The organism is Candidatus Solincola tengchongensis, assembly GCF_015711935.1.
In the GTDB taxonomy this organism is placed as follows: Bacteria; Actinomycetota; Geothermincolia; order Geothermincolales; family RBG-13-55-18; genus Solincola_A; species Solincola_A tengchongensis.
In genome coordinates, this window is record NZ_MU158682.1 from 1 (window position 1) to 23,623 (window position 23,623).

Sequence of the window (23,623 nt, forward strand, 5' to 3'; positions counted from 1 at the left end):
TGGGGGAGCAAGTGCCGCAAGTGCGGGACGCAGCAGTTCCCTCCGCAGCGCCTGTGCATCAACCCCGACTGCCAGGCCCTGGACGAGATGGACCCCGTGTACCTGGCGGACAAGGGCGGGACGGTCTTCACCTATACCGGGGACATGCTGGCCGCCTCGGTCAACCCGCCAGCCATCTACGGCAACGTGAACTTCAACGGCGGCGGCCGTACACTCATGGACTTTACCGACTGCACGGTGGAAGACCTCTCCGTGGGCATGCCGGTGGAGTTCAGCTTCCGCATCAAGTTCTATGATCCCAAGCGCGACATCACCAATTACTTCTGGAAAGCCATCCCGGCGGTGGGGGAGGTGAAGTGAGATGGCCGAGGGAATCCGGGACAAGGTGGTCATCCTGGGCATGGGATGCACGAAATTCGGGGAGCGCTGGGACGCCGGTTCCGACGACCTCCTCATAGAAGCCCTGACCGAGGCCCTTCAGGACGCGGGCATCGAGAAGAAGGACATCCAGGCCGCCTGGCTGGGCATCCACATCGACGAGATAAACATCGGCAAGGGCGCCACCTACGCCAGCGGGGCCCTGCACACCCCCTTCATACCCTTCACCCGGGTGGACAACTTCTGCGCCTCGGGTACGGAGGCCTTCCGCGGCGCCACCTACGCCGTGGCCTCGGGGGCTTGCGAGATCGCCCTGGCCATCGGCGTGGAGAAGCTCAAGGACACCGGGTACGGAGGGCTTCCCGACAGCCCGGCCTTCGGCCAGGAGGCGGTGATGATCGGGCCCAACGCCACCGCTCCTGGCATGTTCGCCCAGCTGGCCACGGCCTACGCCGCCAAGTACAAGATCCCCATGGAGAAGCTCAAGGAGGCCATCACCCATGTCTCCTGGAAGAGCCATCAGAACGGGGCCAAGAACCCCCGCGCCCACCTGCGCCGGGCGGTGACCAAGGAGCAGATCATGGGGGCTCCTATGGTGGCATACCCTCTGGGCCTCTTCGACTGCTGCGGGGTGAGCGACGGGTCGGCGGCGGCCATCGTCTGTACCCCGGAGGTCTTCAGGAAGCTCAAGCCCAACGAGCCCATGGTCAAGGTCAAGGCCCTGCAGATCTCGGTGAGCTCCGGGGAGGAGGCCATGTTCACCCGCTGGGACGGGGCGGGCATCATAACCACCCAGACGGCCTCCCGCAAGGCCTACGAGGAAGCGGGGATAAAGGACCCGCGCAAGGAGATCTCCATGATGGAGGTGCACGACTGCTTCTCCATCACCGAGCTGGTGACCATGGAGGACCTGGGGATCTCTCCCCCCGGCGGGGCTCCGGAGGACATCCTCAGCGGCTTCTTCGACCTGGACGGTCAGATACCCTGCCAGCCGGACGGGGGGCTGAAGTGCTTCGGGCACCCCATCGGGGCCTCGGGGATCCGCATGATCTACGAGATATACAACCAGCTCCTGGGCCGCTGGCCGGAGGACCGCGCGGTGAAGAACCCCAAGTTCGGGCTGACCCACAACCTGGGCGGGGTCCCCACCCAGAACGTGTGCTCGGTGGCCATCTTCGGCGTGGACTGAGGCTGGCGGGACCCGGCGCTCGCCGCCGGGTTGGCGGAGGAGAGAGGAAGACGGGCGCGGGTGACCGCGCCCTCTCTCATCGGGGAAGAAGGTCATTCCCCGGTGAAGTGGGGTTGCCGCTTCTCCAAAAAGGCGCTCACCGCCTCCCGGAAATCGCGGGAGGTCTGCGCCAGCAGCACCTGGTCGCCGTCCATGTGCATGAGGGCCTCGTCCAAGGCCCCGGCCACGGCGTTGACGCTGCGCTTGATCATCTGCACCGCCACCGGGGCACGTTCGGCGTAGGACTCGGCCGTTTGCAGCGCCCTCTCCATCAGCTCCTCCGGGGGCACCACCTCATCGAGGAAACCCCATTCCAGGAGGACCTCGGCCCCCAGCCTCTCCCCGAGCATCAGCCAGCGCTTGGCGCGGGAGGGGCCCACCAGGCGCACGCAGAGGGGGAGGCTGACCCAGCTAAGGGGTATGGCCAGGCTGCTCTCCGGATAACCCACCCGGCAGTCCGCGGCCCCCAGCCGGAAGTCCAGGGCGGAGGCGATGCAAGCTCCGCCGCCCATGGCCGCTCCGTTGAGGGCGGCGAGTGTCACCTGGTCCATTTCCCTCAGGGCGCGGATCATGCGGGGACCGAGGTCGAAGAGGCGCCGGCGGGCGAGCAGGGGAGAGCTTAAGGATTCCACATGCGCCGGGTCCCGCAGGTCGATACCCACGCAGAAGTGTTTGCCCGCCCCGGTGAAGACCACCACCCGGGTCTCCGTGTCCTCCCGGAAGGATAGGGCGGCGTCCTCCAGCTCCCGCATCATCTCCACGCTGAGGGCGTTCCCGCGCTCCGGGCGGTTCAAGGTCAGAACGGCCACGCGACCTTTGCTTTCAAGTTTGAGGTTCCGGTATTCCATACTCCGCACCTCCGGGTTCCCATGAGCGAGAAAAGGCGGAAAGCAGGCTCCTCCCCGCATCTCTTCTGCTGTCGGACCTCACCACTTGCCATCCTCACGAAAATGTCCGGCGCGCATCACTTCACCGTCACGACATATGTGTTTGCGGGTGCTCTCCCGTGCACCGTACGGGTTTCGGGATGCAACCACCCGCGCCTGAAGCGAAGCGGCCTCATCAAGTCGTTCCTCACGGAACTTCCTTCGATGTTGCCGGGATGTGTACCTTCCGCTATTCGGCGGTGAAGGGGCAAGATCCCGGGGAAGACCGGCACCACCTCATGACTCATGCAGGTTCGCCGTTCAAAGGTCGTCGCATTTATGACCGGAAATTACCATGAGCTCACCGGGGCATCGGCTCGGACTGCGCGGCCACGATGGCCCTTGGAGATGAGGGGGAGGTGAGGTTCGCTCCCCTTCCGCCTTTCGCTCGTCCCGGGTTACCCGAGCGTAATCTTCCTCTTCGCCCGGGTTATAATGTTCACGTCCGCTTCTCTTACATCTCGAGAGGAGGCCTTCATGGACGAGTTGTTGAACCGCTGGATAGCCACCCTGGCACGCGTGCGACTCATAACTTACCTGAACTGAAACCAGGCCACCTTCGGTACCCTGGTAGGGTACCTGGGCTTGACCGACCGCAGCGCGGTGAAGGCCGCCTGTCCCCTGGAAGGGGGAGGGGTGAGCGAGGGCTCCACCTGCGGCGTGGTCTCCGGTGGGTGCATGTCCCTGGCCCTGGGGCACCTGGGGGACCTCCTGGAGGGAGAGGAGGCGAAGAGGGAGGCCCTCTACCGGCGTATGCGCGAGTACACCGCGTGGTTCGAGGAGAGCTTCGGGAGCACCCTGTGCCGGGAAAGGTGCGGAGCGGATCTCCGCAGGGCCTCCGGTTTCGCGGACTACATATTCACCGGGAAGGTCTTCACCCGCTGCGTGAACCATATCGGGAAGGCGGTGGAGAAGCTCATCGAGTTGGTGAACCAGCCTCTCGAGGAAGGTGAGCGGGAGGCAAGGGCCGCCGGAGCAGCGGAGGAGGAAGCCCCGGTTGGCGAGGCGGTTCGCGAGGCAGGCGGGGCTCCCGGGGCCGCCGGCCCCCGGATCGGAGGCCATTGCGCCGCACCGGTCCTGCGCCGCATCCGTGAGGAGGCCGGGCTGGGTAGCGAGTTCCTGGAAGAGATATCCATCGCACTGGACGGCGGCGTGGGACTCTCCGGCGGCCTTTGCGGTGCACTGGCGGGAGCCCTGCTGGCACTTGGAGGAGTATGGGGGATCGACCCCCGTGCGGAAGGCGTCTTCGGGACGCTGTTCTTCTTTACCCGTGGCCATCTCAACCTCTACGCGGGTAGGGGAAGGAAGGGATTGTGGTCGGTGGGTAACCCACTGGTGCGGGGATTCCGGAAGCGCTTCGGTTCCCTGGAATGCCGCGAGCTCACGGGGCGGTCGTTCGCGGAGGCCTGGGAATTGGAAGAATACACCAAGTATTCGGAGGTCTGCGACGGGATAAGGTCGTGGTGCGCCGAGGAAGCGCTGAGAGTCGTTAAGTGAGGTGTAGCCGATGACCGTGGCTGTGATCAGGGCGGAGGGCCCGCAGGACGTGCGCAGAGCCGTTGAGCTCCTGGGAGGGATGGGAAGGTTCGTCTCCCCGGGCGAGAAGGTATTGGTGAAGCCCAACATCTGCGCCGCAAAGGCCAGCGAGACGGGAGCGGTCACCGACCCGGAGCTGGTGGCGGAGGTGTGCCGTTTGGCAGCGGCGCAGGGAGCCGAGGTGGCGGTGGGCGAGAGCCCCATCCACCCCTTTCGCTCCTCTCGTGTCTTTCCCCGTGCCGGGTACGGCGATTTCCGTGAGCGCTACGGGTTCCCCCTGCTCGACCTGGACGCGGCGGAGAGGGTGGAGATACGCATCCCGGGAGGGGTGGTGGTGAAGGAGGAGGTGGTGGCCAAGCCGGTTCTGGAATGCGACGCCCTGATCAACATGCCGGTCATGAAGACCCATCTCCAGACGGTGGTCTCCCTGGGCCTCAAGAACCTGAAGGGGGTGGTCCCCACCCGGGACAAGCTCATCATCCACCTTCGCGGCCTGGACCAGGGCATCGTTGACCTCAACACAGTGATCCGCTCCCGGCTCATAGTGGTGGACGGCCTTGTGGGGATGGAGGGAGCCCTGGGGCCCACCAACGGGAGGCCGGTGCGCCTGGGGGTCATCGTCGCCGGGGATAACGTGGTGGAGGTGGATGCGACCTGCGCGCGCATCATGGGTGCCGACCCGCGCGAGATCGCCCACATCCGTCTGGCGGCCGAGAGGGGGCTGGGCCGCCTCGAGGGGTTCGAGGTCCTGGGGGACGGCGTCGAGGCCGTGCGCAGGGAGTTCGAGCTCCCAGCCCGCCCCGATCTCAACCGCATGATGATCTCCGGCATCCTTTTGAGGATATACGACCTCCTGCGGCGTCCCCTGGACCGCATCACGGGGCGTGCTCCCTCCTTCCGCTTCGGGGAGGTCCGCCTGGACGCCGGGAAGTGCGACGGGTGCCGCATATGCGTGAAGGCCTGTCCCGTGGAGGCGGTGTCCATGCGCGGAGACCTGCCGAAGATAGACGCCGGTACTTGTATCACCTGTTTCTGCTGCGCGGAGGCCTGCCCGCGGGGTGCCCTGTCCCGAGCTTGAGGAGCCAGGATGAAGCTGGAGAAGAGGGCCTACGCCACCATGTTCGAGAAGGAGGACGAGCATTGGTGGTTCGTGGGACGGCGTATGGTCCTGGCCTCCCTCTTGGACGGGCCGGCTCCGGGCGACGGGCGGCGGATACTCGACGTCGGCTGCGGTACGGGGGGGAACTTCGCCTTTCTCTCCCGCTACGGGGAAGTGGAGGGCTGCGACTACTCCGAGGAAGCGGTGCGTTTCTGCCGCCTGCGGGGAATAGAACACGTCCGCGAGGCGAGCATATACGCGCTGCCCTATCCCGATGCCACCTTCGACCTTGTGACCTGCCTGGACGTCCTCGAGCACCTGCGCCTGGACCTGCCCGCCCTGCTTGAGCTGAAGAGGGTGCTGAAGCCGGGCGGCCGCCTCCTCCTCACCATCCCCGGCCGCCCCGAGCTATACAGCGATTTCGACTGCCTGGCCGGACACCTCCGCCGCTACACCAGGTGGGAGGTGAGGCGCCTCCTCATTTCCTCCGGCCTGCGCCCCCTGCGCCTCACCTCTTACGCCGTGCTGGTACAGCCCCTGGTCCGCTATTACATGTGGCGGGGGAATTTCGTCGGCGGGAAGGGTAATCATACCCCGGGAATGGAGACGCTCTTCCCCGCCACCCACCGCGTCCTCCGCGCGCTCCTGGACCTGGAGGCGCGCCTGATACGCCGGTTCGACCTCTTTGGCGGCACCTCTCTCGCGGTGCTGGCGCAAAAGGGATAGGCGGCGCGCGGCGTTTTCCGCCCGCTGCAGCCTCCCCGTGCGGCCAAAGGGAGATGCCGGGGATGAACACGCGGAGATGACCCCCCCTCCCTTCGTCCCTTTGCCCCCGGGCCTCTTCGGGAGAATCGGCGCCTCACCTGGACCTGCAGAGCATGCGCAACCAACGGCCGATGGCCGGAAAGACCTCCGTGGGAGCGTTGAGCCCCGCCACAAGGTCGACATGGGCGGTGTTGGGGACGCGTAGGAAGTAATCCAGCCGGTGTCTGGACTTGCCGAGGAAAAAGTTCCGTATGTCGTCGGGATGGGTGATGTCCACCGTGTCGTCGGCTATGACCAGGACCGGCAGGGAAACGAGGTCCAGGTGGTCGCTGTAGTAATAATACCCGTCGCCGGGGGCGGGCGGCGGCGGGATGGGGACCGTGGAGTCGTCCACACCGTTGTACCAGTCCTCACGGAACCTCTTGGTGGCGTATGCGGAGGAGAACTGCGCCACGGTACGTGTGCTCATCCCGTCCACGGCGTGTTTGAGCAAATAACGGTGGACCTCCTGATGGATGTTGTCGGGGTTGGTGGAGAGCAGGAGGTTCATGGGGCCGAGATCCGGCCAGTTGAAGAGACGGCAGAGGAACCATAAGAACCTGTAAAGCTGGTATGTGCAGGGCGCTAGAAGGTCAAGAACGGGGTTGAGCCACCTGAGGTCCATATACCAGCGGTCGCGCAAAACCAGGAATAGCGAAGGGTCATAGGAGGCGTTCATCCCCACCGTGCCCATGGGGCCGTCCAGAACCACCAGGCCTTTAAGAGATTGTTCGCCGCGGCCTGAGTTGCGCTCCTTCACCAGGGCGGGATCGGAGTGCACGTGCGGGTCGGGAGCATCAAGATACTCGGCGCCCTCCAGAAAGATGTAGGCCATGCTCGCCCCCATGCTGTGGCCGATGTACACGGGATGCCTGCCGGTCTCCTCGTAGACCTTTTTCACCACCGCCGGGACGTCGTATATGCCCAGGTCGTCGAGGGAATAACCCCCCTGCCCGCCGCTCACATAAGGTCCCCTGCCCTCTCCCCGGTAGTTGGCCAGCCACACGTCGTAACCCTGGTTCCAGAGGTAATGGGCGAGGCTGTAGTAGCGCATCGGGTCGCGGGCGACATACGGGTCGTCGCGTGCCCAGGGCGCAAGGGTGGAGGGCAGTATCACGGCGAAGGACTCGCCAGGCGGGGTATGTACGTCGAATTCGTTCATGTTGCTCATGAGGCCGGGCATGAGGATCACGGGCTGCCTCCCCTTGCGGAAGGGTGCCCCGGGATCCGGGCGGTAACGCTTGAGGGCCAGCTCGACTCCGTCAGCGGTCCGCGCAGCGTAACGATCGTTTTCCGGCGGTACGTCCGCCGCCGAATAGGGAAGGACGTAAAGAGCGAGAATGAGGACGATAAGTAACGTGAAACAAAGCGGACAGCCCTTTTTCATCGTGATCCCCCTCAGCAAACCGAAAGCGGTGAAACCCCCAACGGTAGCATTTCCCCATCCGTGGTGCGGCCCTGTTCGCCGTTGTTTGATGAACAAAACAGGTTATTAAATACGGATTCGATTATTAATTATAAGGCTGCTGCACGGGTGGACAAGATCTTCGCGGGGCAGGCGCTGAGCAGGGCCGGAAAGGAACCGGGGCGATAGGTGAATGGCGAAACCACCCACTCACTTCAAGGCCGCGGCATGGGAAGACAAGGTGTTCGCGGTCCAGGCGGTGAGCGCAACGAAGGCGACGAAAAATTATAAAGTAGCAATCAATAGTAAAGATATTTACAATCCATCGCAAAGGGTATAGGATTGCATTGTTCGGACAAATCCCGCCACCGCTGACGTCGAACCATGAGTCGTCCCGTGGGAAAGGAGGGAGTTATGGGAGCGACGGAGGAGACCTTTCTGACGCCGGTAGTCCCCATGGACTATACCTACAACTATCGCATAGGGCCATACATGACCCGCTACCTGGAAGGTTTCAAGGAGAGGAAGATACTCGGCTCCAGGTGCCCGGACTGCAAGAAGATCGCCGTGCCCCCTCGCAAGTATTGCGGGGTGTGCAACAAGGTCATGGAGGAGATGGTGGAACTCCCCCAGGAGGGGACCCTGGAGAACTTCACCGTGGGCCACGTGGTCATGGAGAAGGGCGGCAGGTTGAGTCCCGCCGAGAGGCCCTACGTGCTGGGTCTCATCAAACTGGACGACAACGCCTCCCTGCTCCTGCACAGGGTGGAAGGGGTGGACCCCGGCAAAGTGGAAGCGGGGATGAAGGTCAAAGCGGTGTGGAAGGACCAGGTCGAGGGGGACTACGGGGACCTCGACCACTTCGAGCCGGCGTGAGGGAGGTGAGTGGGATGGACAAGAAGGTCGCCATCGTAGGGTTCCGCATGAAGTGCGCGCCGGACCTGGTCACCACCCGTGAGCGCCTCACCTTCGAGCTCACCCGGGGCCTCTTCGACGACCTGGGAATAGACCGCACCGCCGTGGACACCACCATCTTCAGCACCAACGATTTCCTGGACGGGAGGACCATCTCCAACGTCTTCCTCGACGCCCCGGCGGGAGCCTACATGCGAGACGAGAGCAAGGTGGAGATGGACGGTTTGAACGCGGTGATGTACGCGGTGATGCGCATCCTCTCCGGGCAGTACCGCACGGCCATGGTCGTGGCGCTGGGCCTCACCGGGAGCCAGGTCAGTCCCTACCTCCACGTGGAATACCAGTTGAGCCCGATCTACGACCGGCAGATGAAACTGCTCAACGAGATCAACGCGGCGGCATTCCAGGCGAGGAGCTACCTGGCGAGATACGGTTACTCGGATGAACTCCTTCACGAGGCGGCGGCGCAGGCACTCTCCAACGCTGCCGCCAATCCCTTCCAGGCGAGGAGGCTCCCGGGGGTGAGCAAGGAGCAGGTGGCTTCCTCGCCGCCTTACTATGAACCGCTGCGAGAGCTGCACTGCTACCCGCCCACGGACGGCGGCTGCGCCGTGCTCCTGGCCTCCGAGGAACGCGCCAGGGAGCTCACCGAGAAACCGGTATGGATACTGGGCATGGGGCAGAGCATCGAGACCTTCTACATCGGGGAACGGGACCTCTCCAGATCGCCCTCCACGTCCCAGGCCGCGAAACGGGCCTACGACATGGCGGGCATCAAGGACCCCAAGGCCGAGGTGGACTTGGCGGAGGTTTCCGCCCTCTTCGCCCACCAGGAGCCCCTGCTGGCGGAGGCCCTGGGCCTGCTCGAGGAAGGGACGGCGGAGGAGGCCTATAAATCCGGCGACACCTCCATCGCCGGGAAGATGCCCGTCAACCCCTCCGGCGGGGCCCTGGGAGCGCATCCCGTGAGCGCCACGGGCCTGATACGGCTCGCGGAGGCCGTCCGCCAGCTGCGCGGCGAGGCGGGCGAGAACCAGGTGGGCAAGGCGGAGGTCGCCGTGGTGCACGGACAGGACGGTCCCTGCGCCCAGCAGAACGCGGTTCTCCTCCTGGGAGTGTAGGAGGTGGTGGAGATGCGCAACGTGGCCATAGTGGGCATAGGATATACCCCGGTCTTCGTCAGCAAGCGGCGGGACGTATGCATCCCGGAGATGATCTCCGAGGCGGTGGAGAACGCCTTCCGGAACTCCGGCCTCACCCCCGCGGACATCGACGCCGTGGTCTTCGGCAACATGCAGACCTTCGAGGGGGTGAACCTCCCCCACCTCTGGTCGGCGGATTACATCGCCTCGCTGGGGAAGCCGGTGATGCGCATAGCCACCGGCGGGACCACGGGCATGTCCGCCTTCCACGCCGGCTATTACCACATAGCCTCCGGCCTGCATGACGTGGTCATGGTGGTCACCTACGAGAAGCAGTCCGAGGGCGATTCCCAGGTGGGGCTCCTCGGGATCATCACCCCGGAGATCATGGCCATGCTGGCCGCGGGCATAGACGTCACCGGGCAGAAGGGCATGGGGGCCATCGGGGGCGGAAGCGCGGGCGGCATCTCCTACCAGGCCACCTCCTACCTGCACCATTCCGGGGCGGGTATCGAGCACATCGATGCCATCGCCGCCATGGAGAGGCGCAACGCGGCCAAGAACCCCTACGCCCACCTCAAGGATCCCGAGGCCACGGCGGAGAAGATAGCCCAGACCCCGCTCATCTCCTGGCCCATCCGCTTCGGCCACGTCTGCCCCACCTCCGACGGGGCCACGGTGTGCATCCTGGCCTCGGAGGAGAAGGCGGCCAAGTTGGCGGACAAGGCGGCCTGGGTGTGGGCGGTGGCCAACTGCGCCTCCGACGCCACCACCGGGAACCTCATCGAGGGCATCATCACCGACCCGGCGGAGCAGATGCCGGCGCAGATAGCCGCCAAGCAAGCTTACGAGAGGGCCGGGATCCAGGATCCCAGGAGGGAGATCGATTACGTGGAGATCTACAACGGGTTCGCCCACCAGACCCTCATGTTCCTGGAGAGGATCGGCATGTGCGAGGTGGGGGAGGCCCACAAGCTCCTGGAGAAGGGGGAGCTGGAGATGAACGGGAGCCTCCCGGTGAACGCTTCCGGAGGAGTGGTGAGCACCAACGCCATCGGGACCTCGGCCCTCAACCGGGTCACCGAGTGTGCCCTCCAGATCATGGGGCAGGCCGGGGAGCACCAGGTGGAGAAAGAGGTGCACAAGGCCCTAGCCCACGGCTGGGGAGGGCTCATGCAGTACGTGACCATCACCATCCTGGCCGACAAGCCCAAGAAGCTGTAAGGAGGTACGGGGATGGAAGAGACCAGGCAAGTGCAGGGCACGTGGGACCTCTCCACGTTCAAGTTCCGCATCGAGGGCATGGGCATCAACAGCATGCTCAAGGAGATGAAGGAGGCCAAGCTCATCGGGAACCGGTGCCACCAGTGCGGCACCGTGTACCTGCCGGCCAACTTCTACTGCCGCAAGTGCCACATCGCCATCCACGAGCCGGCGGAGATAAGCGACCACGGCGAGGTGATGAGCTACACCATCGGGTACGCGGACGTGCGCGGCAACCCGCTGGATGAACCACGCGTCTCCCTGATGGTTAAGCTGGACGGCTCGGACACCTGGATCATGGGTGCCGGGGAGGGCATGAAGCCCGAGGACGTGCACATCGGCATGCGGGTCAAGATAAAGTGGGCCGAGCAGAGGGTCGGCAACCTCCAGGACATGGAGAGCTTCATACCCGAATAATGGGGTCAGGTCTTGAATCGTGATACCCCTTCGGGTATTCGGTTCCGGCAACGGGGCAGGGAGAGGAGTCGCGGGGCGCGGTAAGCCGCGCCCCGAACGCATCCCGGCGGACAACCCCATGGATCACAAGGATAACGCTGACGGATGGGCTTGATCCTCCAAACAAACCGGCGCCCCCGATGCTGTTTTTGGTAGGCGCTTCTTAGGTCGAAAAAGGTCGAGAGCCCTCCCTGTCATCCAGGAAAAACAGGCAAATCAAACGGAAAAAGGCGGTCTCTCCTGCTGAACGGCATCACGCTCCATCCGGCGGGAGAAGCGAAGCGGATGGAAGATTTCCGGGAGAGGATGGCCAAGCCGGCCTTTCTATCTTCCCGGTTGTGCCCGCCGGTCGTCCTTCCTAAGATCTTCCTCCCTTTTTCCTTCCCGGCCTGCATTTTCCCACCTCTTCGCGCTGCGAGGGTGTGAATGCCTATGAATGCGATTCGAGTTCCGGCACAGAGACCATGCTCTTTCCTCCCCAATCCCTTTCGTCCACGGCAAACAGAGGGCCTTGAAGGCTCGTTGACCGGAAAGGAGAGTGCGCGCTGGGTCCAGAACGGCTTGGAGGTTTTCAGGATCGGCATCCAAGAACGGTATGGCAATCCTAGAGTCCCCACCGCGAGATTTCCCTGAGAGCTCGGAGGAGGTACTCCACGTCCTCCTCGGTGTTCAGGTGGCTGAGGCTGGCGCGGACCACGCCGCGCTGCAAGGTCCCTAGGGTGCGGTGGGCCAGGGGCGAGCAGTGCAACCCGGAACGGACGCAGATCCCGTACTCGTCGTCCAGGAGGGACGCCAGCTCGGATGAGGAATAATTTCCCAGGTTGAAGGCGACGATGCCCACCCTCTTCTCCCACTCCCGGGGCCCATAGACTGTGGTCCCGGGTATGGCGGAGAGGCCCTCCAGGAGCCTTTCGGTGAGCTCCCGCTCGTGCCTCCTTATCTCCACTACGCCCTTCTCCAGCACATATTCCACCCCGGCCCGAAGTCCGGCCAGGCCGTGGGCGTTGAGGGTGCCGCTCTCGTAGCGGTCGGGGAGGAAGTCGGGCTGCAGGGAACTCTCCGAGCGGCTGCCCGTCCCCCCGCAGGTGAGGGGTTCGAGCTCCCATCCCGGGGCCATGTACAGGCCACCCGTGCCCTGGGGCCCGAAGAGTTCCTTATGGCCTGTGAAGGCGAGGTAGGTTATGCTCATCTCTTTCGGGTATATCTCCACCCGGCCCGCGGTCTGGGCGGCGTCGACGAGCAGCGGGACGCCCTTTTCGGCGGCCACCTCCGCGATCTCCCGGATGGGCAGCAGGGCACCGCTGACGTTTGAGGCATGGGTGCAGGCCACCAAACGGGTCTCGGATGTCATGGCCGCCCTCAATTCCGAGAGGTCCAGGCTGCCGTCCGCCCCGCAGGGGACGATGGTGTACGCGACCCCCCCCTTCCTGGAAAGAGCTTCCAGCGGCCTCCACACGGAATTGTGTTCCAGTGAGGTTATCACCGCGTGGCCACCTTCGAGCAGCCTCCCCCGGATGACCAGATTGAGGGCCTCGGTGGCGTTCTTGGTGAAGATGATCCGCGAGGGGTCGTCGATCCGGAAGAGTCGCGACAGCGCCTCCCTGGCGCGGAGCACCTCGCGGCCCGCTTCCAGCGCCCGGTGGTGTCCGCTGCGGCCCGGGTTCCCGCCCACCTCGCGGGCGAAGCGGTCCATGGCCCGGTACACCCTCTCGGGCTTAGGGTAGGTGGTGGCCGCGTTGTCCAGGTACACGTCCCCGCTCACGGCTGCTCCCAGGTACGAACGGCTAAAGAACAAGGGTAAGGAAATGATACCACGCCGTAAGGGTCGGGTTGGGTGAGCGTGTCGGTGCATAGCCACGGAACTCGTCCGTCCAGAACGATGACTTGGTTTGCCGTTTGGGATGGAGCCGGGCGAAACCCTGGGCATCTCCACTCTCACCGTTCATTTTAGGCTGCCGGCATCTTGCGGCAGGTCGAGGACTCGGGATGGTGGGAAATGCCGGACAATGGTGAGATCCGGGACGGGACGTGGAATACCGACGAATCCTGTGAGTCTTTCTTATGGTCTTAAGGCCGCGGGCTTGCAGGGTGAAGTCTCAGGCCGAGGATTGAGGCATGGTTAAAGGCCCACGGTCCGGTAGACGATTCAAGCATGGAGAGCACATGTGGACTGACGGCTCGAGATGGCGTGATAAATAGTGCGGGGCGTAGGAAAGATTATGCAGGCGGAGAGCAGCGGGAGCTTTGGTCCTGGAGGAAGCGGGCCCAGAAGATATGAAGATCTCCGGTCGGGGCGGGAAGTTCATCACGTTTCCTCGGCGTGGAGGGCCTTGCGGTTCCGGGTTGCGGGAGCCCGGGAGCGCCGCTTGATGCGGCACGTCAGAACCTTGCGGGGAGGTGGGAGGGCCGGTCGGGGCGGGAAGTTCATCACGTTTCCTCGGCGTGGAGGGCCTTGCGGTTCCGGGTTGCGGGAGCCCGGGAGCGCCGCTTGATGCGGCACGTCAGAACCTTGCGGCGAGGTGGGAGGGCACCTTTCCGCACAGCGGCCCTTTTACCGCTCCTCTTCCTGCTCGTCCTATCCCTCTTCCCCGCGGCGACGGGGAAGGCTTTGGCCCAGGGCTTTAACGACCTCTCTGGACAGCCAGAGGAAATACGGCAGGCCGTGGAATACGCCGCCCAGAGGGGTTACATGCAGGGCTTCCCGGACGGGGGCTTCCATCCGGCGGAGGCCCTCTCGCGCATAGACTGCGCCAGGGCGCTGGTGAGCGTATTCGGGCACGCCGGAGAGAGCGCCGACCCCGCGGTCACCTTCACCGACCTCCCGCCCTCCCATCCCGATTTCATCTGGGCCAACCTGGCGGTCAAGTACGGGATCATGGATCGCCTTCCCGACGGCTCATTCCAGCCATCGCAGGGAACCGCCTTCGAGCGCGTAGCCGCAGGGGTGGCCGCTGGAGCGGGAATGGGGGATGTAGCCTCCAACGTGGACGTGCTGACCGGAGGCAGTCCCTGGTATGGAGGCGCGATGGCCGTCTTCATGGGGTTGCGCTGCAAGTACCGCTATAGCCGCGTCTGGCCTGGGCAGGCCTACCCCCGGGGAGAGATGGCCTATACCCTCTACCGCCTTGACCACATGGAGAGCTGGAGGCCATGGTACGTGAGGGATTCCCTTTCCGCCTCCAGGTGTAAGCTCCCCGCCGCCACCGAGTCCCAGCGCCAGGCAGTGGCCTTCGCCTTCGAGCGCTTGGGATGTCCCTACGTCTACGGCGGGGAAAGGGAATCGGAGGGCGGGTTCGACTGCTCGGGCTTCGTCTACAACACCCTGTCCATTCGCATGGGTTACCCCATGCAGCGGGTGGCAGACGACCAGGCCAGGGACAACCGTTACCTCTTCGTGTCCCGACAGGCACTGCAGCCGGGCGACGCCATCTTCTTCTACGAGAACGCCGACGATAATCCCGAGGGGCACATAGGACACGCGGGCATGTACGTCGGAAACGGGATCTTCATCCATTCCGGCGGCTCCAACGGAGGAGTGGCCTTCGACTGCCTGGAGAACAACGATTACTGGAGGACCCATTTTGCCTGGGGCAGAAGGGTGGTGGGAGGCCCCTACAACGACCGCTTCGACACTTGGCTCCTCCTCTACAACCCCGGCGAGTACACCCAGCCGGTGAGCGTGAGGTTCCTGCGCTCCGGTCGGGAACCGGAGACCAGGGATTACCGGCTGGCGCCGCACAGCCGCTTCACGCTGCCCGTGGACGACCTCTATGCCTACGACGAGCTCTCCATGGAGGTGGAGGCGCCAGCGCCCGGGGTGATCGCCGAGCGGGCCATGTACTTCGATTACGGGGACTGGGCGGATGACGGGCACGCCAGCGAGGGCCTGAGCCAGCCCTCCCCAAGGGGTTATTTCGCGGAGGGATACACGGGCCGCGGGTTCCACACCTGGCTCTTGATGGTCAACCCGGGTGACGCCGAGGCCCAAGTGGAGGTGGACTACCTCCCGGAGGGCCATGCCCCGGTGAAGGTGAACTACTCCCTCCCGCCGCGCAGCCGGTTCACGGTCTGGGTCAACGGGGTGGCGGGCCTTCCTGAGGGCAGCGTGGGCATCAGCTACCTTTCCCTGAACGGCGTGCCTGTGGCCGCGGAGCGGGCCATGTACTTCGACTATTTCGGGCGACGCGGCGGCCACTGCTCGGCAGCTGTGGAAAATCCTTCCACCCACCTCTTCCTGGCCGAGGGCTACACCGGGGATTCCTTCGACACCTGGATACTCCTGGCCAACCCCAACCCCGAGGCGGCGGAGGTGGAGGTCACCTACCTGGTGCAGGGAGGATCCAACGTCAGCGAGCGCAGGACGGTGCCCCCTAATTCGCGGGTGACCATCAGCGCACGGGACAGGGTGCCTGGATCGTCCTTCGGTACGCTCATCGAGTCCCTGAACGGCGTGCCGGTGGTGGCGGAGCGGGCCATGTACTTCGACTATTTCGGGCGGCGCGGCGGCCACTGCTCGGCAGCTGTGGAAAATCCTTCCACCCACCTCTTCCTGGCCGAGGGCTACACCGGGGATTCCTTCGACACCTGGATACTCCTGGCCAACCCCAACCCCGAGGCGGCGGAGGTACGGCTGGAGTTCTGCAGAGAGGATTCCTCCACGGTGAGTGTGGGCCTGGAGGTCCCGGCCCGTTCGCGGATGAGCCTCTGCGTGGACGAGATAGCGGGGATGGGCGCCTGTTCCTTCGCCACGCGCATGGATTCCGATCTCCCCCTGTTCATGGAGCGTTCCATGTACTTCTATTACAAAGACCGCTCCGGGGGGACCAACTGCACGGCCCAGGAGGGCCCCTACCAGCGTCGCTTCTTCGCCGAGGGGTACACGGGGGGATGAGACCCCGAACCCCTTATGTCCCGCATTAGACCCGACCGTAGGCCATCGTGTGTATAATCGTTGTCATGGCCGCGCGGGGGGCGGGAGATGCGTAGGTTCAGGCGGAGGCCGTGCCGGTGAAAGCCGGAGGATGAGGCCGAGGCGTTTACGCGGGCACGATGCACGGGAGCCCGGGAGGTGAGGAGGAAGATGTCGACCGGGAAAGAAGTGAGGCTGCGGCGCATATTGGGCGGCGGTGGTGGCACCCTTATGGTCGCCCTGGACCAGGCGGCGGTGGTGGGTCCGGTGGGCCTGCTCGCACGACCGCAGGAGGCTGTCCGACTGGTCATGGGGGGTTCACCGGATTCCTTGCTCATGACCCGGGGCATGTTCCGCCACGGGTTGCCGGAGACCCCCTCGCAGCCGGGCCTGGTGATGCGCGTGAGCGGTGGGTTCACGGTGCTTGAAGGTGCGCGCGAGTTCCGGGACCGGCTGATAAGCGGGGTGGAGGAGGCCCTGCGCTGGGGAGCCGACGGCGTGGCCGCGGCGGTGAAGTTCGGGCATGAGCTGGAGGGGGAGTTCATCCAGGCGGTGAGCGCCCTCTCGGATGCCTGCGACCGCTGGGGCGTCCCCATAGTGTTGGAGGCCATGGTGGCCCTGCGGGGGAGCGCGGGCCTCAGCGAGGAGGAGGCGCTGGCGGTCACGGCGCGGGTGGCCGCCGAGCTGGGGGCCGATGTGGTGGTCCTGAGGTATCCGGTGAAGGGCGGGGACCTCACGGAGGCGGTGAGGGGGTGCCCCGTACCCGTTCTGGTCTCGCTGGGTGAAACACACGGTGGGGCGGACCCTCTGGAGGTGGCCGGACGGGCGCTGCGCGACGGAGCCGCCGGCGTGCTCCTGGACGCCTCGTCTCTCGAACGGGAGAGCGGAGAGGAGATGCTCCGTTCCCTCCGCAGCCTCCTGTCTTAAGAGCCCGGGATTGCCGCCCGGGGGGTCCTTAATTTTCCCCCATCGCTGAGAGAGCGGCGCCGAGGGCTCCCACTATCTGGGGGTCTTCGGGCACCAGGAGGGGCAACCCCAGGCGCTCTTCCAGAAGGGCCTTCAGGCAGGGGTTGCGCGCCACGCCACCGGCGAAGACCAACTCTCGTTGCACGCCTACCCTTTTGAGGAGGGCGGCGGCCCGGTCACAGACCGCCTCATGCAGTCCGCGGGCTATGAGCGGGCGGGGAGTCCCCCTGGCGATGAGCCCGGTGACCTCGGACTCGGCGAAGACGGTGCACATGCTGGAGATCTTTACCTCCCCCTCCGCCTCCATGGCCACCACGCCCAGCTCGTGCAGGGACAACCCCAGAGCGGAGGCCATCACCTCGAGGAACTTACCCGTCCCCGCAGCGCAGCGGTCGTTCATCTGGAAATCCACTACCTTGCCTCCCGGTCCGACGGAGATGGCCTTGGTGTCCTGTCCTCCGATGTCCAGGATGGTGCGGCATTCCGGGAAGAAGTGATGGCATCCCAGGGCGAAGGCCTTTATCTCCGTTATCACCTGGTGGGCGAAATTGGCCTGGGCCAGGTGGCGCCCGTAACCGGTGGCTACCAGGAGGTCGAAACGACGCGCGTCGAGAAGACGGCGACACTGTTCCAGGGGATCGAAGGTGGTGTCCACCACCTCGCTGAAGGATATCTCCCCGTCGTCCATCTCCACCAGGGCTATGGTCCTTGACCCTATGTCCAGACCGGCGACCTTCAATGCCCTCCCTCCTTCCCGAGCCATAGGCCTGACGTAGGTTGACGCGTCCGGCTGACGGTTACCGGCATGCGCGCGTGGATATGGCCCCTCGCGCCGGATTGGCCACGTCGGGGTCCGTGTTTCTTCGCCCGCAGGCGGGAACGGTCCCACCTCGAGAAGCCTCGAGAAGGTATTTTATAGCAAGGCCAGGGAGCGGTGCATCCCGCCGAAAGGACGATAATAGACCGCTTTTCGAGGCAGGTCCCCTGCGGTCCTCCAAGGCACAGGTTTTCATGCACGGTTTTCGGGACCCCTGTTCTCCGGCCGCGTACCCGGACGAAACGACCGGGCTGCAGAAACGTAACCCGATTGAACGGGCTTCCCTCCTTGCCTCCGCCTTCGTCGCAGGGGTTATGGCCTTCCCGCCGCAATCCACGCGGTGGGAGGGTATATGTATTTGCGGGCCCCTTCTTCTACCCGGACGTGAGCATCTCCACCAAGGCCTGAACGCGGGTGGTGAGCTGACCGACGTCCTCCGTGCTGTAGTCGCTCTCAAGGTAGAGGAAGGGAATGCCCTCCTTTTCCAGCTCCTGCCTGATAAGGAAAGCCTCCACGGTGTAGGGGTCGCAGAACTGCAGGGCGTAATAGACCACGGCGTCGATGGAATAATCGCCGACCAGCTCCTTTATGTGTTCGATCCTCTCCCGGTTGGGCGTGAAGACGGCGCAGTCGATGCGCAGGTAGCGATCGGCTATGGCGTCCAGCATGCCCTCGAGGTCGGCGGGTTCCTCGTCCACCAGGTGCCTGAAGTAGCGGATACCGGTGCACATCTCGTCCATGGCCACCAGGGCTCCGTAGGTCTCGATGATGGCGGGCAGTTTCCAGTTGGGAATGGCCATAGGGCAACCGGAGAGGAGCAATCGGGGACGGTGCGCTCCACCTATGGCAATTCCCTTTTCCCTCCTCTCCTCCAGCTCGTCACAAAGGGCGTTGACCTTCTCCGCAAGGCGTTTCGGATCGTCGTAGAACGCGATCTGGTTGATGAGCAGGGCGTCTCTGCCGGAGATCACGGGCGGGTCGCTCTTGCGGAGCTCGGCCAGACGCAGGAGGGCCCGGCGTTTCTCGTTGACCACCTTTATGGCCTCGCGCAGGGACTCGGGTTCTATTTTCCTCCCGGCAAGCTCTTCAAGCCGTGCCGCAAGGCGCCTTACCTCCGACCTCCAGAGGGCGCGGTCCACGTCGTCCTTCCGCTGGGGAAGCTCCATGACGTGCACTGGCTGGAACTGCCCCAGTATCTCATAGTATTTCTTCTTCCCGTCGCAGGTCGTCTCGCCCACCAGCAGGTCGCAGGACTCGATATAGGGGCACACCTTGGCCAGCTTGAATCCCAGTGATGACTTGATGAGGGCGCAGAGATTGCGGGGGAGGTACTGCTCCGTTGCCTCCTCGGCCACCTGGGCTCCCGCACAGAGGCCCACGCATATCCCGCCCGCGGCGATGATCAGTTCCTCCGGTACATAGGTGCAGAAGGTCCCGACCACCAGGCCGCCCTGCGCCCGGTGGTCGACCAGCTCCTTGACCCTCAGTCCGTGGATCTCGGAGAAGACGAAGTCGAAATACTCCATGCCTTTAGGCCGGTTCTCCTGACTCAAGATGGTTTCCCCGTAGAGGGGCGGAAGTACCTCCAGAAGGCCGTCGTGGGCCTGCAGGTCCAGCCCCAGTTTCTCCCACATCTCACGATAATCGGACATCACCGACCTCCTTTTCGAGTGACGCTTCCTTCGGCAACTCGACACCTGAAGAGCGGTCAGGTCAAGGACCACCGCGTTTCCCGACCCGCGTCCGGTAGGGAACGATGTCCGCGAAGACCACCCCGGCCTCCTGCAGGGCGGCGCGCGCCGCCTCCTCGGCCTCGGTCCCTATGCGCAGGGATATCCCGCAATCCACGCTGAACTCGCGCGGGGTATTGATTACCGCATAAGAGATCTCCGCTTCCTTAAGGGCCCGTTCTCCGCGTAGCGCCTGGTGGGTGGAGTCGAAGAGGATCACCCGGCACTCGAACTCGTTCATGGAAATGGAATTATAAAATTAATTTATCTTATATATATTCAAATTTAATTCAACTGGATGATAAAACACGGTCCAAAGAAGCGCAAGGCCCTATTTAAAATGGGAGGATTATCATCGGGGTTGAAAACGTGAAACCGTTCTCGCATCAGTGGCCGAAGCGGGCTCGTTATCGACCAGGGGGTCCTGGATGGTCGCCTCTCCCCGTTCTCATAGGCGCATCTTCTCCAACTCTGCGAGGGGGAGCTCCCGGTAGAGCCCGGTGTCCCTCTTTTCCTCCACCCGCCTCCTTATGTCATCCATGATGCGGTGGACGTCCACCCCCTCCAGGTCCGGGGGGGATTTTAACTACTTCGATGCCGGATCGGATATGAAGACGTCTTGAAAGACCCGTGGCAGCTGAAACCGTGACGGGAACCTTGAAATCTAAGGCATCGGATGCGCGCCTAAAATCGTCGACCGGCAAAAAAGGGGTATGTACATCGGGGAGTATAGAGTCGTTACTTATCCGGGGTCGCGCCTTTTGGGGCCGGCGCGGGAACTACAAGGTAGACTGGCCACACCTTTCTCAAGGGTCCACACCTTTCTCAAGGGTCCGAAAGGCGGGACGTCATCCTTCGCTTTCCGCTTTATCGAGAGGGATTCCCTCCCTGAACCTGCGGGTGCCGGGATAGCATAGGTAATAGGCCGGGAGGTCTCGCCCGTTAACCGGAAAGGAGAGCAGGTGCGCGTTCCTCGTTTTCAAGGGAGTGAGGTCGGGGCCATTCCCTGCGGGGTTGTCAGACCTGTTCGAGGGCTTCATCGAGCGCGCCGTCATGACCCGCACCTCCCGCGCCTCGATGCCGCGCATGGGTCCGTCACGCGGCTTTCAGGGGAAGCCCTAGGAATATGCGCTCCGCTTCCTCGTGGCTGATGGGGACCACTCTCGCTTCCTGTTCCTCGGATTCCGCCGCCGCGAAGGGTTTCCCCAGATACCAGAGCTCGACCTCGTAGTCGCTGAACATCTTCATCACCTTTCACTATGTAGAAACATTGCTAAATAATAGATAGCATATTATACAACTATAGTCAATATTCTTATATTATTATAAAAAGTTTTCCAATAAGTTGCCGCGTATGTCATTATGAGGTTATATCGCATTATCTCGTGGAGAGAGTCGTTGGAGCGTAAGACCCGCTTGCCGCCCCCTCCCTCTCGCTCTTTTCGCCTCGTCCTAGGTACGAATCTCTGCCGCTGGTTCGGCTGCCGGGCACATGGAGGCTGATTCCAGGCTTTCAACGCCGGCTAAAACGACCCAATTTTCGGCCCTGCACTTTGGCTGCTGCCGTTGAGGAGGAGGCGAGGATCGGTTTACATGGCTCAAAAAGGGATCGCGTGAAGAAAGATCAGGTCTCAATGTTACTCGCGGATAAGAGGATTGTGGCTTTTTTATATCCATATATTGCTTAAAGAAATTATATGTTATCTTTTATGAAAACATGATTTTCTCGAATATAATGAACGGGGAAAGCGAGGTCGGGGGTGCGGCGGTGTTGGGGGCACACGAGGTGTTGCGTGCGATTGAAACAACTTTCTCCCAGGGGAGTCCTGATGGGGAGAAGGCGCTTCTCATCGCGGATGCCAGCGGAGCTTTTGGGCGTTTGGAGAGGTGATGATGGACGAGCTGAGCAGGAGCATGCAGGATGTGGGTGTGCGGCTCAGGGAGTTGCGTCGAAGCCGCAACCTCTCCATACGCAAAGTATCGGAAGCTACCGGGTTCTCCGTTTCCTTCCTCAGCAAGTTGGAGAACGGCAAGACGACCATTACCGTCAAGAACCTCATACGTCTTCTCGGTTTCTACGGGGTGACGCTTCCGGAGCTCTTTTCCGGGAGCCCCGCGCGCAAGGTCACCTTCCGACGGGAGGAGAGGAAAAGGGTGGACAGCCCGGAATCGGTGGTGCTCGAGCTGCTCGTGGAGCAAGGGGAGGCCTCCATGGAGCCCATCCTAGGCACCTTTAAGCCCCGGGCTCGCTACCAGGAACCGATAGTACACGGGGGAGAGGAGCTGGCCCTAGTCATAAAGGGGGAATTCCGCTTCGAGCTCGGGGGGGAGGCCCATCACCTGAGGGAGGGCGACTGTGCCTACTTCCGCGGCGACGAGCCCCACGCTTGGGAGAACCTCTCCAGGGAGGATGGAGTGCTCCTCATGGTCATAACCCCGCCCAGCGTCTAGGGATGCCGGATGCCGCCCTCGCCGGCACGGTTCGGATCGCGCCTCGCTCTTGCGGTGCGCCGGGAGATCCTTCATCAGGGCTGTCCTCCGAAATTCGGCATCGCTTCGGTTGTCTCAGCATCCTACTGCGGGCCTCGGCACCGATCGGGCGGCCCCGACTTCGGCCGCCGTGTATCGGCCGCCGAAAGGGGGAATAATTTGGATTGCCGTATTTTGGCGGTCGATAAACAGCTCTCCCGCAGGGGAAACTGCGTGCGTGGGAGGAAAGGAGGCCCCATGAGGGAAGAAAGACCGGTACGCAAGGACGTCTATCGAAGGCTGCGCCTATACAATGCCGTTATGGCCTGCCTACATCTCCTGCAGGGCCTCCTCATGCTGGCCTTGAGCAACGACTTCTCCCTTCCTGTGACCACCAATTACCTCAAGGCCGACCCGGCGAGTTTCAAGGAGCCCAGCCTGCCCAGCGTGGTGGGACACCTGCGCATCGGGCCCATGGTGGCCGCCTTTCTCTTCATGAGCGCGCTGGCCCACTTCCTGCTCACGCTGCCGGGCATCTATGAATGGTACGTGAAGAACCTGAAGAGGGGGATCAACCATGCCAGGTGGATAGAGTATTCCTTCAGCGCCTCGCTGATGATCGTGGTCATCGCCATGCTCTCCGGGGTCTACGACCTGAGCACCCTCATACTGCTCTTCTTCCTCAACGCCATGATGATCCTCTTCGGGTGGATGATGGAGCTGGACAACCAGAACACGGAGAGGACCCGCTGGACCGCCTTCTGGTTCGGTTGCCTGGCGGGGATAATCCCCTGGGTGGTGATCGCCCTGTACTTCTTCTCCGCGGTGTCCAATCCGGAGGCCAGGGTGCCCACCTTCGTGTATTTCATCCTCCCCATCCTCTTCGTGTTCTTCAACGTCTTCGCCCTGAACATGGTACTGCAGTACCGCAAGGTGGGGAGGTGGAGGGACTACCTCTTCGGGGAGAAGGTGTACATCCTGCTGAGCTTGTTGGCCAAGTCGGCCCTGGCCTGGCAGGTCTTCGGGGGCACCCTGCGCGGATCCTGAGGTGGTTCGCGAAGCGGAGAATCTTCCTTTAGGCTCTACACAAGAGGGGAGATAGGGGGACAGGGGAAACGAATGATGAGTGGCATGACCTTCGTCTTTGGACGAGCGTAATGCATTCGAGGATCTTTTGACGAGATAGGAGGCATGTGAGTGGGTCGTGTCCCTTTCGGCCCTGATGTGGAGGGCATACTGAGCACGCGTTTGTGCCCGAAAGAACCTGGGGAAGTCGCAAATTCAACCCCCATGCCCTTTTAAAGAAGTAATTGTGTGCATAAATCGCCAGGAGCAAGAGGATGTGGAGATGGAGCCAGCCCGCGTCATTTTCAAGGGCTTCATTTACAGATCTAAGCTCAGCTCAACGAGTGCCGGCTCATTCTCCCGATGAGCCTTTTTCTCGTATTTTCCCGCAGCTATGCAGTGGTTTTCCCTGGTGTCCCTCGTCCGCCGGGAATTGGTCTCTGGCGATGCAGAGCAATCCGATTAAAAGCCCGCCGGGAGAAACGCCGTCCTTTCTCGCCGATCTTGGACCGGAG

The 23,623-nt window shown here is 63.2% G+C and carries 19 protein-coding genes and 1 pseudogene; 13 read left to right on the forward strand and 7 right to left on the reverse strand.

What is annotated here, in order from left to right; all coding sequences use genetic code 11:
* The coding region (locus H7007_RS13060; RefSeq protein WP_287155779.1) for a Zn-ribbon domain-containing OB-fold protein at positions 1-360 on the forward strand (360 nt) is incomplete at its 5' end.
* Position 361: 1 nt separating this feature from the next.
* A complete protein-coding gene (locus tag H7007_RS13065) occupies positions 362-1,567 on the forward strand; it encodes an acetyl-CoA acetyltransferase (protein ID WP_287155780.1) in 1,206 nt (401 codons plus the stop codon).
* Positions 1,568-1,659: 92 nt separating this feature from the next.
* Here H7007_RS13065 and H7007_RS13070 read toward each other — a convergent pair whose 3' ends face one another.
* On the reverse strand, positions 1,660-2,454 hold the full coding sequence (locus H7007_RS13070) for an enoyl-CoA hydratase/isomerase family protein (RefSeq protein ID WP_287155781.1): 795 nt from the start codon (positions 2,452-2,454) through the stop codon (positions 1,660-1,662).
* A 639-nt stretch (positions 2,455-3,093) separates the two neighbouring features.
* Between H7007_RS13070 and H7007_RS13780 the strand changes: the two are divergent.
* From H7007_RS13780 to H7007_RS13090, 3 genes and pseudogenes are all read left to right on the forward strand, one after another.
* Positions 3,094-4,029, forward strand: a pseudogene (locus H7007_RS13780) (C-GCAxxG-C-C family protein); the annotation flags it as partial.
* A 10-nt stretch (positions 4,030-4,039) separates the two neighbouring features.
* Complete coding sequence (locus H7007_RS13085) at positions 4,040-5,146, forward strand: DUF362 domain-containing protein (protein WP_287155782.1); 1,107 nt, start codon at positions 4,040-4,042, stop codon at positions 5,144-5,146.
* A 9-nt stretch (positions 5,147-5,155) separates the two neighbouring features.
* The gene (locus tag H7007_RS13090) at positions 5,156-5,893 is read left to right on the forward strand and encodes a class I SAM-dependent methyltransferase (protein ID WP_287155784.1); all 738 of its coding nucleotides are present in this window, start codon (positions 5,156-5,158) and stop codon (positions 5,891-5,893) included.
* Between the two features lie 133 nt (positions 5,894-6,026).
* On the opposite strand, the gene H7007_RS13095 is transcribed toward H7007_RS13090, so the two are convergent.
* On the reverse strand, positions 6,027-7,358 hold the full coding sequence (locus H7007_RS13095) for an alpha/beta hydrolase (protein WP_287155785.1): 1,332 nt from the start codon (positions 7,356-7,358) through the stop codon (positions 6,027-6,029).
* A gap of 432 nt (positions 7,359-7,790) precedes the next feature.
* Between H7007_RS13095 and H7007_RS13100 the strand changes: the two genes are divergently transcribed.
* Genes H7007_RS13100 through H7007_RS13115 form a run of 4 tightly spaced genes read left to right on the forward strand, consistent with a single transcriptional unit; the run spans position 7,791 to position 11,113 of the window.
* Positions 7,791-8,252: a Zn-ribbon domain-containing OB-fold protein gene (locus H7007_RS13100; protein WP_287155786.1), complete on the forward strand. Its 462-nt coding sequence runs from the start codon at positions 7,791-7,793 to the stop codon at positions 8,250-8,252.
* Between the two features lie 14 nt (positions 8,253-8,266).
* Complete coding sequence (locus H7007_RS13105; protein WP_287155787.1) at positions 8,267-9,412, forward strand: thiolase family protein; 1,146 nt, start codon at positions 8,267-8,269, stop codon at positions 9,410-9,412.
* Between the two features lie 12 nt (positions 9,413-9,424).
* A complete protein-coding gene (locus tag H7007_RS13110) occupies positions 9,425-10,657 on the forward strand; it encodes a thiolase C-terminal domain-containing protein (RefSeq protein WP_287155870.1) in 1,233 nt (410 codons plus the stop codon).
* 12 nt (positions 10,658-10,669) lie between these two features.
* Positions 10,670-11,113 (forward strand): Zn-ribbon domain-containing OB-fold protein, encoded by a 444-nt coding sequence (locus tag H7007_RS13115; protein ID WP_287155788.1) that lies wholly within the window; start codon positions 10,670-10,672, stop codon positions 11,111-11,113.
* 643 nt (positions 11,114-11,756) lie between these two features.
* Here H7007_RS13115 and H7007_RS13120 read toward each other — a convergent pair.
* On the reverse strand, positions 11,757-12,914 hold the full coding sequence (locus tag H7007_RS13120; protein WP_287155789.1) for an aminotransferase class V-fold PLP-dependent enzyme: 1,158 nt from the start codon (positions 12,912-12,914) through the stop codon (positions 11,757-11,759).
* 729 nt (positions 12,915-13,643) lie between these two features.
* On the opposite strand from H7007_RS13120, the gene H7007_RS13125 reads away from it, so the two are divergent.
* Positions 13,644-16,043 carry an NlpC/P60 family protein gene (locus H7007_RS13125; protein WP_287155790.1) on the forward strand — a complete coding sequence of 800 codons (2,400 nt, stop codon included), beginning with the start codon at positions 13,644-13,646 and terminating at the stop codon, positions 16,041-16,043.
* Positions 16,044-16,232: 189 nt separating this feature from the next.
* Complete coding sequence (locus H7007_RS13130; protein WP_287155791.1) at positions 16,233-16,988, forward strand: class I fructose-bisphosphate aldolase; 756 nt, start codon at positions 16,233-16,235, stop codon at positions 16,986-16,988.
* A 28-nt stretch (positions 16,989-17,016) separates the two neighbouring features.
* Here the strand turns inward: H7007_RS13130 and H7007_RS13135 are convergent, their stop codons facing one another.
* The 4 genes from H7007_RS13135 to H7007_RS13150 form a co-directional block, all read right to left on the reverse strand.
* Positions 17,017-17,766: an acyl-CoA dehydratase activase gene (locus H7007_RS13135; protein WP_287155793.1), complete on the reverse strand. Its 750-nt coding sequence runs from the start codon at positions 17,764-17,766 to the stop codon at positions 17,017-17,019.
* Positions 17,767-18,218: 452 nt separating this feature from the next.
* On the reverse strand, positions 18,219-19,496 hold the full coding sequence (locus H7007_RS13140; RefSeq protein WP_287155794.1) for a double-cubane-cluster-containing anaerobic reductase: 1,278 nt from the start codon (positions 19,494-19,496) through the stop codon (positions 18,219-18,221).
* Positions 19,497-19,557: 61 nt separating this feature from the next.
* The gene (locus H7007_RS13145; protein WP_287155795.1) at positions 19,558-19,815 is read right to left on the reverse strand and encodes a putative Se/S carrier protein; all 258 of its coding nucleotides are present in this window, start codon (positions 19,813-19,815) and stop codon (positions 19,558-19,560) included.
* A gap of 854 nt (positions 19,816-20,669) precedes the next feature.
* A complete protein-coding gene (locus H7007_RS13150; RefSeq protein ID WP_287155796.1) occupies positions 20,670-20,822 on the reverse strand; it encodes a hypothetical protein in 153 nt (50 codons plus the stop codon).
* 642 nt (positions 20,823-21,464) lie between these two features.
* On the opposite strand from H7007_RS13150, the gene H7007_RS13155 reads away from it, so the two are divergent.
* Both H7007_RS13155 and heR read left to right on the forward strand, forming a co-directional pair.
* The gene (locus H7007_RS13155) at positions 21,465-22,025 is read left to right on the forward strand and encodes a cupin domain-containing protein (RefSeq protein WP_287155797.1); all 561 of its coding nucleotides are present in this window, start codon (positions 21,465-21,467) and stop codon (positions 22,023-22,025) included.
* Between the two features lie 276 nt (positions 22,026-22,301).
* Complete coding sequence (gene heR, locus H7007_RS13160) at positions 22,302-23,090, forward strand: heliorhodopsin HeR (RefSeq protein WP_287155798.1); 789 nt, start codon at positions 22,302-22,304, stop codon at positions 23,088-23,090.
* Positions 23,091-23,623: the final 533 nt, after the last annotated feature.